The following is a 13,931-nucleotide window of genomic DNA, read 5'->3' on the forward strand; positions in this document are numbered from 1 at the left end:
GCGGGCGCCCCCCCCCCCCGCGGGGCCCGCCCCCCCCCCCGGGGCGGGGCGGCGGCGGCCCCCCCCCCCCCCCCCCCCCCCCACGTCCGCGTATCCGGGGTGGTCCCGGTCAGGGCAGTGGCGCGCCGCGCGCCGTCAGCCACAGGTCGTACCACTCCTCGTGGCTCAGTTCCGGCTCCCGTACGGCCGCGTCGGCGCAGGCGCGGATGCGCTCCGGCCGCGCGCTGCCGACGACCGGCGCGATCCGGGCCGGATGCCGGCGCAGCCACCACAGCAGGATCGTCTCCGGCGTGGTGTTCTTCGCCTCGGCCAGCGACGCGACGAGCCGCGCCGTGGCCACCTCGTCCGGAGTCTCCTCACGGCCGGTGTACCGGCCCTGCGCGAGTGCTCCCCACGCCTGGAGGGCGATCCCGTTCTCCCGGCAGTACTCGGTCGTCCCGAGCGGATAGCCGAGGCCGGCCGCCGCGGGGGTGTTCACCAGCACTCCGGCCTCCACCCACTCGCGGCTGTGCAGGCTCATCTCCAACTGGTTGGCGACCAGGGGGAGTCCGAGCGCGGAGCGGAGCTGTGCGATCTGCGCCGCGCCCATGTTCGACACGCCGAACCGCCGGACGAGACCCTGCTCGTGGAGAGAGGTGAGCGCGCCCGCGACCTCGTCCGGATCGGCGAGCGGGTCGGGCCGGTGCAGCAGCAGGACGTCGATGACGTCCGTACGCAGTCTGGTCAGGCTCTCCTCGACGCGCCGGACGATGCTCGCCGCGCGCAGGTCGTAGATGCCGGGCTGGTCGCCGTCGGCGAGCCGGATGCCGCACTTGGTCTGGAGGACAACTCGCTCCCGCAGACCGGGGGTTCGGCTGAGGACCTCGCCGAAGACGGCCTCGGACTTCCCGTGCCGGTAGATGTCGGCGTGGTCGAACGTGGTGATCCCGCTGTCCAGCGCCGCCCGGACCGCCGCCTCGGCGGCGTCGATGTCCGCCGGGCCGTACGGGGTGGTGTCCCAGGCGCCGCCGAGGCCCATGCACCCGTAGAGCAGCCGGTCGCCGTTCTTCGTCTCCGCTTCGTCTCTCACGCGATCACCCTACGGCGGCCGGGACGGCGGGTGGCCCCGGGGATGCGTCCCCGGGGCCACTCGGCCCGTACAACCTGCCTGAGCAGGTCAGCAGTACAGATTGCCGCCCGGCGCGACACCCAGGATCTGGGTGAAGCGCTGGTAGTTGTTGATCCGGCTCTGGACCGTCGCGGGGTTGCGTCCGTCGCACTCCAGCGAGCCGTTGATGCTGCGGATCGTCTGGCCGAAGCCGGCCTGGTTGACCATCGCGTTGTGCGGGGTCATGGTGCCGGGACCGTTCTGGGTGTTCCAGTACCAGAGGCCGGTCTTCCAGGCGACGGCCGAGTCGTTCTGGACACGCCACGGGTCGGCGAGGAGGTTGATGCCCAACGCGTCTCCGGCCGCCTTGTAGTTGAAGTTCCAGCTGAGCTGGATGGGACCGCGGCCGTAGTACGCGGCCTGGCCGGCCGGGCAGCCGTAAGGCTGTGAAGCGTCGCAGTAGTGGGGGTAGTTGGCGGTGTTCTGCTCCACGATATGGACGAGGCCGCCGGTCTCGTGGCTGACGTTGGCGAGGAAGGCCGCGGCCTCCTGGCGCTTGACGGTGTCGCTGCCGGTGGTCGCGAACGCCGGGTAGGCGCTGAGCGCGGCGGTGAGGCCGCTGTAGCTGTAGAAGCCGTTGCGACCCGGGAACATCTGGTTGAACTGCGACTCACTGACGACGAAGCCACCCGGCGAGGGGTTGCCGCCACCGCCGCTCGGCGCGTTCCACTTCTGGTTCGACTGCCCCGAGCAGGTCCAGATCTGGAGCCGGGCGCCGTTCGCCGAGTTGCGGTCCTGGACGTCCAGGCACTTGTTCGCCTGCGGATTGACGATGTCGTTCGCGCCGGAGACCACCCAGCGCTGGTTCGCGCCGCCGGTGCAGTCCCACAGATGGACGAGCGCGCCGTCGGCGGTGCTGTTGCCCGAGACGTCCAGACACTTGCCGAGCGCGCGCAGGGTGCCGTCGCCCGAGTTGGACCAGCGCTGGGCGTTGCTGCCGTTGCAGTCGTAGAGCTGTACGGGGGTGCCGTTGGCGTTGCTCGCGCCGGCGACATCGACGCATTTGCCCGCCAGACCGGTGATCTGGCCGTCGGCGGCCTGGGCGGCGGGGGCGGTGAAGAGAGTGGCGACGAGGGCTGCGACCGCCAGGAGGATCGCGGACCGTACGAGGGAAAGGCCTCTACCGGAAGTGCTCAACATCTCTGAATGTCGTCCCTTCGCGCCAACGGCGCACGGAGCCCCGCCGGCGGGCCGGCAGGGCCAAGGAGGAGATGTGCGGGAGGTGTGTCGATTGGATTGAAAGCGAAGGTCTAGACCTTGTCAAGTGCATGGCGAATCCGGGTGGTTGGCTACCTCGCCGTGAGGGCGTTCACCAGATCCTCCAGTCCGTCGAAGTGCCCGTCGAAGACATCGGATTCCGCCGGCGGATCCCCGACCGGGCGCCGTACATACGCGGTTCGCATACCCCTCGCCCGAGCGCCACGGAGATCCCAGGCGTGGGCGGCCACCATGAGCACGCGCTCGGGTGGACAGCCGGCGGTGTCGATGGCGAGCTGGTACACCTCCGGCGCCGGCTTGTAGGCCAGGACGGCTTCGCCGGACAGGACTTGGTGCCAGCGCAGCCCCGCATGGGCGTTGAGATGGAGCAGGGTGGTGCGCGCGGCGTTGGAGAGCCCGAGCACCGGGAACCGCCGCGCGAGCCGTTCGAGACCGGCGACGGAGTCGCCCCAGGGCGGCAGGCGCCGGCTCGCTGTCGCCAGCCGCTCGATCGTGGCCGGATCGGTCAACCCAGCGCGTTCGGCCACGAGTTGGGCGGCTTCCCTGTCGATGACCTCACTGTCGGCGTACGCGCGCTCGCCCCGCCCGATACGTCGCTGCGCGGACTCGACGTACCGCTGCCACACGGCCGCCAGCTCATCGCCGGAGCCGGAGTCGGAGCCGGAGCCGGAGTCGATGTCGCCGGAGCCGCCGTCGTTCGCGGCCAGCGCGTCGGCGATCTCCGCGCGAAGGCCGCCGGGTTCGTCGACCAGGGTGCCGAGGATGTCGAAGACGACGACGTCGATGTCGCGGATGTCGGCCATGCGCTCTCCCGTACGTGCCGGTGCCGTGGGTGCCGCCGGTGTCGCCAGGGCCGTAAGCGTCACCGGTTCAGCAGGTGACGACCTTGTCACCGGCACCGTCACCGGTCAAGATGGTGACGTGGATTTCGCCTTTGTGAGCGGCAACCCGGCCCTCGACCTGACCGGCACCGTGAGGTCGCGCCGGGACACCCCTCTCGACGCCCTGACCACGCCCGGGGATCTCGAACGGTGGGTGGCCGCCTGCGACGAGCTTCCCGACCGCGTCACCGCCGACACCGCGGTCTTCGAGTCCGCGCTCGCGCTGCGCGAGGCGGTCTACCGGCTCGCTCTCGACCGCGTGCTCGGACGCCCCTTCGATCAGGGCGGTCTCGACATCGTCAACGGCACGGCGGCCGGGCCACCGCCCGCGCTCACGCTCGGCGACACGGGCCTGCGGATGACGGGTGATCTCCCCGCGGTCCTCTCGCATCTGGCCAGAAGCGGTATCGCCGTGCTCGCCGATCCCCACGCCTGCCTCAAGGAGTGCGGTCGTCCCAGCTGCACCCGTATCTATCTGGACCGCTCACGCGGCGCGCGCCGGACCTGGTGCGGCATGGACGAGTGCGGAAACCGGGTCAAGGCGGCGGCGTACCGGGCCCGCAGGCGGGCCTCGTCCTGAGACGTCGGCCGGATCGGTCGGATCGGCCGGACTTGTGCCGAGCGGTCCGGCTGACGGGGGCCGGCCGGGGGAGCGCGCGGCCGTCGAGGAAGATGTCCGTCTGTTCGTTGTAGAAGGCCACCAGGCCGGCGACGGGCGTGAGCTGGCGGGTCGGGAAGTCGTACGACCAGGCGATGTCCGGGTGGCTGCCGGCGTTCGTGGTGACCGACCAGTAGGCGCTGGTGGTGCCCTTGTACGGGCAGCGGGTGACGGTGTCGCTGGGCACCAGCCGGGTGAGATCGGTGTGTACGCGGTCGAGGTAGTAGCGGGTCGGCAGGCCGGTCTCGAAGACCATGACGGTGGAGGGCGCGTCCGCGAGGACTTCCCCGTCAAGTTCGACGCGGACGCGGCGGCCCGACCGGAGCGCGTCCACCCGCGTGTACGGGCTGCGGGGGTGGACGAACACCTGCTCGTCCTCCTCGAACCACGCGTCAGGGGCATCCCAGTCGATCCGTACGGTGCCCGCGAGCCCCGGCGGCGCCTCCTCGGTCCACAGCCGCGCCGAACCGGGCCGCGCGACGTCGCCGCTGAGCAGCCCGTGCCGCCGGGCGACCCCCAGGCTCAGCCGCTGTGTGTGGTCCTCGTCGACGAGAACGCCCTCGGTGAAGTCCTCCGCCGGAACGCAGTACTGCGGATAGCCGGGCCACTCCCACACGTACCGGGCCCGCACGGTGTCGAACAGCACGCGGCCGGCCAGGAACGCCCGGATACGGCGGGCCACCGGCTCGACATGACCGGTCGGGACGATCATCTGCGGAAAGTACTGGGCGTCGTCAGGCATGAACGCCTCCCGTCCCTGGTCGTGTGATGGGGCTGCCTGATCCACCATCACACGGCCGGGCGCGGGGAGCGCGTCAAGCCGGCTTCCGGCAGGTTCCCGGCCGCGCGCCGCCTCCTCCTCCAGTACGCGACCGTCAGCACGGCCAGCAACGGTCCCCACAGAGTCAGCGGGGCGTAGCAGGCGTAGTACCAGCCGAGCTCCCAGCCGGTGGCCAGGGACGGGGAGTCCGCCGGCAGGTCGTCGCCCCGGATCGTGGTGCCCCTGACCTCCGAAACGGTGAACAGAAGCGTGAACAGGAGAATGAGAATCGTGGCCCCCACGGCGGCCGGGACGACCGCCGCCACCGTCGGGATCCGGCGCCCGCGCAGGAACGGGATCCACTGCGGAAACACCTCGCCCCAGCGGGCGACCAGTCCGAGCGCGGTGAACGCGAGGACTTCGGACAGGACCGTCAGGAAGATCAGGTACGCACGCTCGACGGGTCCGAGCCCCTCGTCGAACGCCGCCCGGATCCGCCGGACACCGGCGGGCAGGACGGTGAACGGCACGGCGTAGGCGGCGAGTTGTATCGCTCGGGACACCCCCGCGACAGGATCGTGGGCGGCCCGCCACACGGCACGCGCCGGTCGGGGCGGGGCGGCGGCGGGTTCTTCGGTGTGCGGGAGGGGCTGCATGACGGGTCCTCGGAGTCGTGGGCCTGGCTGACCCGTTCGACATCGAAGATCCCAGTCCGGGGGAGCGTCACGGATCGCTCCACAGGCGAGTTCGGCTCCGCCGTCGGGCCGATGGAGTCGTGCGACCGAGGGATGACGAGGCGGCGGTTCGACGGGCCAACCAGGACGGTCCGCGCGGTCTCACATCCGCGCTTTCAGCACGTCGACCTCGCAGCCCGCCGCGAACGGGTCGAAGCCGTGCTCGACCAGCCAGCGGACCCCCAGCAGGCTTCGCAACGACCACCACGCGCGGATCACGTCGATGTCGACCTCCGTGTCCGTGCCATAACCGGCGACGACATCGCCCAGATGCTCCTCATGTCCGATTGTCACGGTGGCGAGGTCGAACAGCGGATCCCCCGGGCCGGCCTCCGACCAGTCGATGATGCCGGTGATCTCGTCACCGTCCGCGAACACGTGATCGATCTGTAGATCGCCGTGCGTGAACTTCGGGGTCCACGGCCGGAGCGCGACCTCGGCGACCTGGCGGTTGCGGGTGACCAGATCGGCGGGCAGGACTCCGTTCGTCACGAGCAGCTCACACTCGCTGTCGAGTTCCGCCGCCAGCTCGTCGGGACTCCGGCGGCGCCGGCCCGGCCAGGGCGGCAACGGCGCCTCGTGCAGCTTCCGGATGGCGGCACCCGCCGCGGCCCACGCCGCCGGGGACGCGGTCGACGGCTGACCGAGGTGGCCGAGCGCCTTCCCCGGGACCGCGGTGATCGCGAGCACGGGCGGCTTGTGCCACAGGACCTGCGGCGTCGGGACCGGCGCCAGGGCCAGCGCCTCGACCTCGACATCGATCCGCGCCCGATCGGCGTCCACTTTCAAAAACACATCGCCGACGCGCAGGGTCGCGCGCTCGGAATGGGCGACGACAACTTTGACCTCATCCATGGGCGACCAGTATCCGGGGGACGACCGCCCACGTCGCCGGGTTTCTCGCGCGACGACACGCGGCTGGCACCGCTGACGCGGCTGACCATGTTCTGCTCAGCGGCCTGCCTGCCTGCCTGCTCAGCGACCGGCCGCCATGGGACCACTCGCGTCCAGGTCACCTTTGCGCAGACGGTAGACCTGCAACGACAGGTTGTAGTACTTCTCCGTCTCGCCGACCCACTCCATGCCGACCCGGCGGGCCGTCGCCGCGCCCCGGCTGTTCCGGGGCCGTACCACCGCGAACAGCTCCTCCACCCCGGCCTCCGACTCGAAAGCCTGATGCGCCACGGCATGCCCCGCCTCGGCCGCGAGCCCCTGACCCCATACGTCGGGAGCCAGCTGCCAGCCGATCTCCAGGTCGCTGCCGAGCGGGGGGAGAGGCAGCAGCGCCACCCCTCCGACCAGCTGATCCGTGTCGCGCAGGAAGATGGCCCACCGGCCCTGGGGAGGTTCGAGGGTGTCCGACTCGGTCACCCACCGTTCGATGAGGCGCTCCATGGCCTCCAGGTCCGACACCGGCTCCAAGGCCGGCGCGAGCCATCGGGAGACCTCGTCCACGCCGTAGACCGGCAGCGCCGCCACAGCGTCGCCGACCGCCCAAGGTCGAAGGATCAACCGGGGAGTACTGATCCGGGAACCTTCGATAATGACCCGATGTATTCGGTCAGCCATATAACGAGAATATCACCGGAACCCCTGGTGAGCCGGGGGCGAGTACGGGCCAACTACCTGATGATCAGCCACGGGTGGGCCACCGGAATTCGGCGGAATATCCAGCCTCCCCCCACCGTTGACAGACATACCGGGGGTCGACAGACCCCAGGCGGTCGGCGACAGGAGGATGACATATGAAGCCTCGTATCCACCCCGAGTCCCGTCCGGTGGTATTCCGGGACCGTGCGGCCGATGTCGCGTTTCTGACGCGCTCGACAGCGGAATCGGACAAGACCATCGAGTGGGAGGACGGGAAGAAGTACCCCGTCGTCGACGTCGAGACCTCATCGGCGAGCCACCCCTTCTACACAGGCAACTCGCAGGTTCGTGACACCGCGGGCCGTGTGGAGCGCTTCGAGCGCCGTTACGGCGACGCCTCGAAACGTGGATGAGCATCACCGGGAAGCGTTGGCGCGAAGACGGAGACCATAAACCCCGGCGGCGAGATCGAACGATCACGCGGCCGGGGTTTCCTCATGCCCTCGGCGCACGCCCCCTCACCGGCCATGGCCACCGGTCACCGGATGCCGGCGCCGGCGCGACGGCGAAAAGGAATTGATCACCGCCCACGGCCTCTGACACCATCCCCGGATGATCAGCATCGGGACGATCGTGATGGGCGCCGCCGACGTGCGTCGCGCCGCCGAGTTCTGGACCCGCGCGCTGGACTACGTGCCACGCGACGGCGAGGTGGCGGACGACTGGGTCGTCCTCGTCCCCGCCGAAGGCCCGGGACCGGGACTCGCACTCGGCCTCAGCACGACCCCGGTGCAGGAACACCCCCGCGTCCACCTCGACCTCTACGCGCGGGACGCCGCCGAGCAGGCCGCGGAGGTGGCGCGCCTGGAGGCCCTGGGCGCCGAACGCGTCGACTGGGACTCGTACCCCGACGACGCCGACTTCGTCGTCCTCGCCGACACCGAGGGCAACCGCTTCTGTGTGATCGACACCGCCCACGGCTGATAGACGCCCGAGCCCGACTCACCCCGGAGACCCCGTGAGCACCGAACTACGCTCCGCAGTCGTCCTGATCACCGGTGTGATGGCAGCCGGCAAGTCCACCGTCGCGGACCTCCTGGCCCAACGCCTGCCCCGCGCCGCCCATGTCCGGGGCGACACCTTCCGCCGCATGATCGTTTCCGGCCGGGAGGAGATGCTGCCCGAGCCGACCGCCGAGGCCGTGGCCCAACTGGAGCTGCGCCACCGGATCACGGCCACGGTGGCCGACGAGTACGCGAGCGACGGATGGACCGCTATCGTCCAGGACATCGTCATCGGCCCGGACTTGACCCGCTTCGTTGCCAGGGTCCGTACCCGTCCGCTGTACGTCGTCGTACTCACCCCGTCGGTCGAAGCCGTACGCGACCGGGAGGCGGCGCGCCCGAAGACCGGGTACGGCCCCTGGACGGTCGAGGCGCTGCACCACGACCTGCACGCGGAGACCGAACGCATCGGACACTGGCTCGACACCACGCGGCAGACACCCCAGGAGACGGTATCGGCGATCCTCGCCGACCTCCCGGCCGCGCGCGTCCCGACGGACTGACACGGCGGCAGGACGGCGGAGGTGGAGGCGGAACGAGCGGATACACCGCCTCAGACCGGGATCCGGCCGACGACGCGGGCTCGGGTCAGTCGCCCTGGTCCGGATCCCGGCCCTCCTCGAACGCCCGAAGCACCGGACCGGGCAGCGGCGTCAGCCCGAGGAAGCCCGAGACCAGGCCGGTGGTGAGCGCGTGCCACTCGTTGGCCCGCCGCAGCATCGCGTGATCTCCGCCCGTCATCAGTACCGCGCACGCGTCCGCGCCGACCGCACGGGCGCGGCGTGCGACGTCGCGGCTGCCCAGCGGGTCCGTCGTACGGTCCCGGTCGCCGTGTACGAGGACGACCCGCCGGTCCGCCAACTGGTCGACCGGCTCCCCGGCCGGACACCACGGGGCGAGTCCCACGACGCCGCGCACCAGATCGTGCCCCGCCGCGGCGAGCGCGGCGCGCCCGCCCATCGAATGACCGACCAGCACCACCCGTACCGAACCGGCGAGCACTTCCAGTTCGTCCAGCGCCCGGCGCGCGTCCACAGCGGCGTCGGCGCGCTCGCCGTTCCAGCCCCGGTGGCGGTAGCGGACCCGGCCCACGAGGACGTCGTGGCCCTCGGTGGCACGGAGCACCGCCCGGGTGAACGGGCGCATCCGCGCGGCGGCCGGATTCCACCGGGGCGGCGGCTCCATGCCCTCAGAACGTCCGCCGTGCAGCAGGAGTACGGCGGTACGGGGCCGCCGGAGCGATCTGTCGAGCACGAGGGCGGGCGGGAGCGGGGCACGCGGGTCGCTGACGGGCACGGGGGTCTCTGGCCTCTCTGCCGGTACGAGTGGTGGACGGGGTCCGTCCACCACAGGAAGTATTCGACGCCGGGGCCGCCGCGGATGGCTCATCCGCCGTATCGATTCCGCTGCCCGAGCGCGCCGGACACGACGGAGCACGCCCGCCCAGGCACTCGGGCGGACGTGCTGCGGCAGGCGTCGGTGTCAGGACCGGCCCGCCACGACCAGGTCCGCCTTGTCCGCCTCCTCCGCCGCCGCGCGCTCGCGCGGACCCCAGGTCTCACGCGTCGTCGCGACACCCACCAGCCCGACCAGACCGATGGCCACATAGAAACCGGCCGGGCCCGCCCAGTCGAACGACTCCGCCAGCAGCACGGCCAGGAACGGCGCGAACCCGGCGACGGACGCCGCGATCTGGTAGCCCAACGAGGCCCCGGACGTACGGGTGTTGGTCTTGAACAGCTCCGCGAACCAGGCCGCCTGCGTACCGGTCAGCGCCGCGTGGATCACACCGATGGCGACCAGATAGATCAGCACGATGAGCACCGGATTGGCGGTGTTGGCCATCAGGAACATCGGGAAGCCGAAGGCGACCGCCAGCAGACAACCGGCCAGGTACAGCTTCCGCCGGCCGATCCGGTCGGTCAGCGCCCCGGACAGCACCGTCGTGCCCACCGCCAGGATGCTCGCGATGACGATGCCCGCGAGGGCGATGCCCCGGTCGCCCTCGTCCCGGTCGGTGATGTACGACAGCAGATAGGTCGCCGTCAGGTAGTACGCGCAGGACTCGACGACACGCAGCGCGATGATCCGCAGGATGTTGCGCCAGTCGTCGCGCAGCACCGTCGCGACCGGGTTCTTGACGGTCTGGCCGCTCGCCTTGGTCTCCTCGAACTCCGGCGACTCCGTCAGCTTCACCCGGACGACCAGGCCGACCACGATCAGCGCGGAGCTGGCCAGGAAGGGAATGCGCCATGCCAGGTCGCTGTCGAGATTCACGGACAGCAGGAAGGCGATGTTGGCGAGCGCGATGCCGAGCGGATTGCCCGCCTGGGGTATCGCCGCGTACAGACCGCGCCGCCTGCGCGGCGCGTGCTCGTACGCCATCATCACCGCGCCGCCCCACTCGGCGCCGAACGCGAGACCCTGCACCATCCGGATCAGCACGAGCAGGATCGGCGCGGCGATACCGGCCTGCGCGTACGTGGGCAGCAGACCGATCAGGACCGTGGCGATGCCCATCGTCAGCAGGGCACCGACCAGGACGGGCTTCCGGCCGTACTTGTCGCCGAGATGACCGCCGACGGCGCCGCCGATGGGCCGCATGAGGAAGCCGACGCCGAGCGTGACGAAGGCCAGCAGCGTGCCGACGACCGGATCGGACTCGGGGAAGAAGACGTCACCGAAGTACAGGGCGGACGCCGTGCCGTACGCGACGAAGTCGTAGTTCTCCACACAGGTTCCCGCAGCGGCTCCGAGGGAGGTCCTGAGCTTGCCGCGGTCGCCGTCCTGAGCGGTGGCGGCGGCGGGGGAGGGTGCGCTGTTGCTCGCGCTCATGCCGTAACTCCTAATCACCTTTGATCACCGGTTACGCGGTGGGTACTTCAGCGGTTGGTGTACGTGGGGAGTGGGTGGGGACGGGGGTGCGGGGGCCGGGACGGGGAGCAGAGGTGGGTGGCCTCGGCTCTGCCTCAGCTCTCCATGGCGGGCGGCGGTGCGACGGGCGGTGTCGCGACGGGCGGTGTCGTGACGGGCGGTGTCGCGGTGAGTTCGCGGGCCGACCGGAGTTCCAGTTCGTGGAGCTTGGCGACCCGCCGGACGGTGTCCTCGTCGTTGTCGAACGTCGCGCCGAGGAACGCCTCGACGACCGCCCCGGCCATCGCCGGGCCGATCAGCCAGGCGCCCATCGCGAGGGCGTTGGCGTCGTCGTGCTCGACGGCCTGATGGGCCGAGTAGACGTCGTGCCCGAGACCGCAGCGGATCCCGGCGATCTTGTTGGCCGCCATCAGCGCGCCCGCCCCGGTGCCGCAGACGAGCACGGCGCGGTCGGCCTCACCTCTGCGTACGGTGTCGCAGGTCGCGAAGGTGATGTCGGGGAAGTCGACCGGCGCGTCACTGTCCGTGCCCCGGTCGAGGACTTCGTGCCCGAGCCGTTCGATGACGCCGCGCACATGGTCCTTCAGCGCGTGTCCGGCATGGTCGTTGCCCAGAGCGATTCTCATGTGTCAGCCCTTCGTGGTGAGTTGGGTGCTGTCGGTGTCGGTGTCCGGTCCGGCGTGCGCGGCCACCGGGCCGGTCTCGTGCGCGTAGGGGATCGAGGCCATCGCCCCGCGCCGGGTGACCGTGACCGCCGCGGCGGCCGAAGCCGTCGCCAGCGCCGCCGGCAGATCCGTCTCGCCCCGGGCGAGCGCCGCCGCGAGATAGCCGGTGTAGGTGTCGCCGGCCGCCGTGGTGTCGACGGCGGTGACCTGTACGGCGGGGATGTGCGCCACCCGGTCGCCGACATTGACGTAGGCGCCCTCCGCGCCCGTCGTGCAGACGACCACACAGTCCAGCGCGCGGGACGTGGCGAGCACGGTCCCCGCGACGCCCTCCGGCGCGTCCCTCGGCCCGTCGGTGCCCGCGCCGGCCCCGACCAGAGCGGCCACTGCCCGCATCTCCACCTGGTTGACCACCAGGACGTCGATGTCGGCCGTCAGACAGCCGGCGTCGGCGGGGGCGGGAGCGGCATTCAGTACGACGGTGGCCCCGCGCTCCTTGGCGAAGCGCGCCGCGTGGGCGACCACCGCCACCGGAGTCTCCAACTGGAGAAGTACGAGGTCGCCGGGCGCCGCTCCCGCGAGACCCGTCTCGACGTCCTGCCCGGTGAGGCGGGCGTTGGCGCCGGACGAGACGATGATCCGGTTCTCGCCGCCCGCCTCCACGGCGACGACCGCCGTGCCCGTGTGCGTACCGTCGGCCGTACGCACCCATCCGGTGTCCACACCGGACTCGGTCAGCGCCCGGCGTACGAGCACGCCGTGCGCGTCGTCGCCGAGCGCGCCGATCATGACGACCGCGGCGCCGGCCCGTGCGGCGGCCACGGCCTGATTGCCGCCCTTGCCTCCGGCGGTGATCAGTACGTCCGAGGCGAGCACGGTCTCGCCGGCCGCCGGGAACGCGGGCACCTCCAGGAGCTGGTCGGCGTTGAGGCTGCCGACGACGAAGACGGTGGTGGGCATGGGGGATCCCCGTTCATGGGTGCGGAAGGCACGGTGCGGTGCGGGACGGCGGGCGCCGGTCGGGCGCGCCGCTTCCCTCGAAGGGCCTGATTCGGATGAGCAGTTGTAGGTGGGACGAGGTGTGCGGACGAGGTGTGCGGGACGAGGTGTGCGCGACCAGGTGTGTGGCCGCGTACCGCCTGCCGCCGATTACGCCTCTCGGCGTGCCCCGCCCGATGACTCCCGTACGACGAGGCGCGTCGGGAGGACCACCGATTCGGGTGTGCGGCCCTCGATGACGTCGAGGAGGAGCCTCATCGCGGTCGACCCCATGGCCTGCGCGTCGTGCGAGACGACGGTGAGGGGCGGGTCGAGTTCGGAGAACCACTCGATGTCGTCGAAGGCCACCAGATCGACGTCCGACCCGATCCGCAGCCCCCGGCGGCGCACCGCGCCGAGCGCGCCCACCGCCATCGGGCTGTCGGCCGCGAGCAGCGCGGTCGGCGGACTTTCACCCGACAGCAGCCGCTCGGCGGCCACCGCGCCGCTCGCCGAGCGGAAGTCGCCGGAGGTGATCAGCCCGGGATCGGTGTCGAGACGGTGCCGGGCCACGGCGCGGACGAAGGCGTCGTGCCGGGCGCGGCCGGTGGAGATGGACCGGGGGCCGCCGATGTAGCCGATACGGGTGTGGCCGCGGTCGGCGAGATGGGCGACGGCCTGGTCGATGCCCAGCGCGTTGTCGGTCGTCACGCTGGGCACCTCGAATCCGTCGACGGTCCGGTCGACGAAGACGAGGGGCACGGTGGTGGCGAGGGTCCGGAGGTGGGCGCTGTCCGTGCCCTGCGGAGCGATGATGATGCCGTCGACCCGCTGGGTGAGGAAGGACTCCAGATAGGTGTCCTGCTGCTTCGGATCCTCGTTGGCGTTGGCGAGGAGGGTGACGTACGAGGAGCGCAGCGCCGCCTGTTCGGCGCCGTGCGCCACATCGGCGAAGAACGGGTTGCGTACGTCGGAGATGAGCAGTCCCACCGTCTGGGAACGGGCCGAACGCAGCGAGCGCGCACGGGCGTCGGGCCGGTAGCCGAGTTCGGCGACGGCGGCGTGGACGCGTTCACGGGCGGCGGGGGAGGTGGCGGGGTTGCCCGAGAGGACCCGTGACGTCGTGCCCACGGAGACGCCGGCGAGTGCGGCGACGTCCTTGATGGTCACGCTGCTGTCCATGGGTGCCTCTTGTGAATCGGATCGGATCGGTTGGCGGTCGGGGGTCGGGCGGTCGGACTGACAGGACTGTAGTCCGACATCACGGCCGACCTTGGAAACGATTCCATGGAAACGTTTCCGTGGACAGGATCCTGGAGTCTCGCCTCCGGCGACGTCAAGGGGTTCGCCCCATCGGTTTTC

Annotated in this window: 16 protein-coding genes; 4 read left to right on the plus strand and 12 right to left on the minus strand. The window is 71.1% G+C overall.

Annotated elements, in window-relative coordinates; genetic code table 11:
- Positions 1 to 109: 109 nt before the first annotated feature.
- From ACFYNU_RS33290 to ACFYNU_RS33300, 3 genes are all read right to left on the minus strand, one after another.
- Positions 110 to 1,069, minus strand: coding sequence for an aldo/keto reductase (locus tag ACFYNU_RS33290; protein ID WP_356589137.1), 960 nt, complete (start codon positions 1,067 to 1,069; stop codon positions 110 to 112).
- 87 nt (positions 1,070 to 1,156) lie between these two features.
- Positions 1,157 to 2,287, minus strand: coding sequence for a lectin (locus ACFYNU_RS33295; RefSeq protein ID WP_356589139.1), 1,131 nt, complete (start codon positions 2,285 to 2,287; stop codon positions 1,157 to 1,159).
- Between the two features lie 149 nt (positions 2,288 to 2,436).
- Positions 2,437 to 3,168, minus strand: a complete 732-nt coding sequence (locus ACFYNU_RS33300; protein WP_356589141.1) for a haloacid dehalogenase type II — start codon at positions 3,166 to 3,168, stop codon at positions 2,437 to 2,439.
- A 118-nt stretch (positions 3,169 to 3,286) separates the two neighbouring features.
- Between ACFYNU_RS33300 and ACFYNU_RS33305 the strand changes: the two genes are divergently transcribed.
- The gene (locus ACFYNU_RS33305) at positions 3,287 to 3,826 is read left to right on the plus strand and encodes a CGNR zinc finger domain-containing protein (protein WP_356589143.1); all 540 of its coding nucleotides are present in this window, start codon (positions 3,287 to 3,289) and stop codon (positions 3,824 to 3,826) included.
- Here ACFYNU_RS33305 and ACFYNU_RS33310 read toward each other — a convergent pair.
- The 4 genes from ACFYNU_RS33310 to ACFYNU_RS33325 all read right to left on the minus strand — a co-directional run bounded on the left by ACFYNU_RS33310 (position 3,783) and on the right by ACFYNU_RS33325 (position 6,910).
- On the minus strand, positions 3,783 to 4,646 hold the full coding sequence (locus tag ACFYNU_RS33310; protein ID WP_356589145.1) for a DUF427 domain-containing protein: 864 nt from the start codon (positions 4,644 to 4,646) through the stop codon (positions 3,783 to 3,785). The genes ACFYNU_RS33305 and ACFYNU_RS33310 overlap by 44 nt on opposite strands.
- A gap of 47 nt (positions 4,647 to 4,693) precedes the next feature.
- Positions 4,694 to 5,227 (minus strand): hypothetical protein, encoded by a 534-nt coding sequence (locus tag ACFYNU_RS33315; protein WP_356589147.1) that lies wholly within the window; start codon positions 5,225 to 5,227, stop codon positions 4,694 to 4,696.
- A 273-nt stretch (positions 5,228 to 5,500) separates the two neighbouring features.
- Complete coding sequence (locus tag ACFYNU_RS33320; protein WP_356589149.1) at positions 5,501 to 6,253, minus strand: phosphotransferase; 753 nt, start codon at positions 6,251 to 6,253, stop codon at positions 5,501 to 5,503.
- Between the two features lie 120 nt (positions 6,254 to 6,373).
- Positions 6,374 to 6,910, minus strand: coding sequence for a GNAT family N-acetyltransferase (locus ACFYNU_RS33325; protein WP_356589151.1), 537 nt, complete (start codon positions 6,908 to 6,910; stop codon positions 6,374 to 6,376).
- 233 nt (positions 6,911 to 7,143) lie between these two features.
- On the opposite strand from ACFYNU_RS33325, the gene ACFYNU_RS33330 reads away from it, so the two are divergent.
- The 3 genes from ACFYNU_RS33330 (at position 7,144) to ACFYNU_RS33340 (ending at position 8,555) form a co-directional block, all read left to right on the plus strand.
- Entirely contained in the window at positions 7,144 to 7,401 is a 258-nt protein-coding gene (locus ACFYNU_RS33330; protein ID WP_356589153.1) for a type B 50S ribosomal protein L31, read from the plus strand.
- Between the two features lie 199 nt (positions 7,402 to 7,600).
- Positions 7,601 to 7,972, plus strand: a complete 372-nt coding sequence (locus ACFYNU_RS33335) for a VOC family protein (RefSeq protein WP_356589155.1) — start codon at positions 7,601 to 7,603, stop codon at positions 7,970 to 7,972.
- A 34-nt stretch (positions 7,973 to 8,006) separates the two neighbouring features.
- Positions 8,007 to 8,555, plus strand: a complete 549-nt coding sequence (locus ACFYNU_RS33340) for an AAA family ATPase (protein WP_356589157.1) — start codon at positions 8,007 to 8,009, stop codon at positions 8,553 to 8,555.
- Positions 8,556 to 8,640: 85 nt separating this feature from the next.
- Here the strand turns inward: ACFYNU_RS33340 and ACFYNU_RS33345 are convergent, their stop codons facing one another.
- The 5 genes from ACFYNU_RS33345 to ACFYNU_RS33365 form a co-directional block, all read right to left on the minus strand.
- Positions 8,641 to 9,348, minus strand: coding sequence for an alpha/beta fold hydrolase (locus ACFYNU_RS33345; RefSeq protein ID WP_356589159.1), 708 nt, complete (start codon positions 9,346 to 9,348; stop codon positions 8,641 to 8,643).
- 186 nt (positions 9,349 to 9,534) lie between these two features.
- Positions 9,535 to 10,887: an MFS transporter gene (locus ACFYNU_RS33350; protein ID WP_356589161.1), complete on the minus strand. Its 1,353-nt coding sequence runs from the start codon at positions 10,885 to 10,887 to the stop codon at positions 9,535 to 9,537.
- 134 nt (positions 10,888 to 11,021) lie between these two features.
- Positions 11,022 to 11,552, minus strand: coding sequence for an RpiB/LacA/LacB family sugar-phosphate isomerase (locus ACFYNU_RS33355; RefSeq protein ID WP_356589163.1), 531 nt, complete (start codon positions 11,550 to 11,552; stop codon positions 11,022 to 11,024).
- A 3-nt stretch (positions 11,553 to 11,555) separates the two neighbouring features.
- Positions 11,556 to 12,551 (minus strand): ribokinase, encoded by a 996-nt coding sequence (locus ACFYNU_RS33360; protein WP_356589165.1) that lies wholly within the window; start codon positions 12,549 to 12,551, stop codon positions 11,556 to 11,558.
- A 189-nt stretch (positions 12,552 to 12,740) separates the two neighbouring features.
- Positions 12,741 to 13,751 carry a LacI family DNA-binding transcriptional regulator gene (locus ACFYNU_RS33365; protein WP_356589167.1) on the minus strand — a complete coding sequence of 337 codons (1,011 nt, stop codon included), beginning with the start codon at positions 13,749 to 13,751 and terminating at the stop codon, positions 12,741 to 12,743.
- Positions 13,752 to 13,931: the final 180 nt, after the last annotated feature.

This window comes from Streptomyces sp. NPDC006643, from assembly GCF_042870175.1.
Taxonomy (GTDB): Bacteria; Actinomycetota; Actinomycetes; order Streptomycetales; family Streptomycetaceae; genus Streptomyces.

Bases quoted from the DNA above. Each gene is read 5' to 3' on its own strand.
- ACFYNU_RS33295 (WP_356589139.1), bottom strand. From the start codon at position 2,287: ATGTTGAGCACTTCCGGTAGAGGCCTTTCCCTCGTACGGTCCGCGATC.
- ACFYNU_RS33300 (WP_356589141.1), bottom strand. From the start codon at position 3,168: ATGGCCGACATCCGCGACATCGACGTCGTCGTCTTCGACATCCTCGGC.
- ACFYNU_RS33310 (WP_356589145.1), bottom strand. From the start codon at position 4,646: ATGCCTGACGACGCCCAGTACTTTCCGCAGATGATCGTCCCGACCGGT.
- ACFYNU_RS33320 (WP_356589149.1), bottom strand. From the start codon at position 6,253: ATGGATGAGGTCAAAGTTGTCGTCGCCCATTCCGAGCGCGCGACCCTG.
- ACFYNU_RS33330 (WP_356589153.1), top strand. From the start codon at position 7,144: ATGAAGCCTCGTATCCACCCCGAGTCCCGTCCGGTGGTATTCCGGGAC.
- ACFYNU_RS33335 (WP_356589155.1), top strand. From the start codon at position 7,601: ATGATCAGCATCGGGACGATCGTGATGGGCGCCGCCGACGTGCGTCGC.
- ACFYNU_RS33350 (WP_356589161.1), bottom strand. From the start codon at position 10,887: ATGAGCGCGAGCAACAGCGCACCCTCCCCCGCCGCCGCCACCGCTCAG.
- ACFYNU_RS33355 (WP_356589163.1), bottom strand. From the start codon at position 11,552: ATGAGAATCGCTCTGGGCAACGACCATGCCGGACACGCGCTGAAGGAC.
- ACFYNU_RS33360 (WP_356589165.1), bottom strand. From the start codon at position 12,551: ATGCCCACCACCGTCTTCGTCGTCGGCAGCCTCAACGCCGACCAGCTC.
- ACFYNU_RS33365 (WP_356589167.1), bottom strand. From the start codon at position 13,751: ATGGACAGCAGCGTGACCATCAAGGACGTCGCCGCACTCGCCGGCGTC.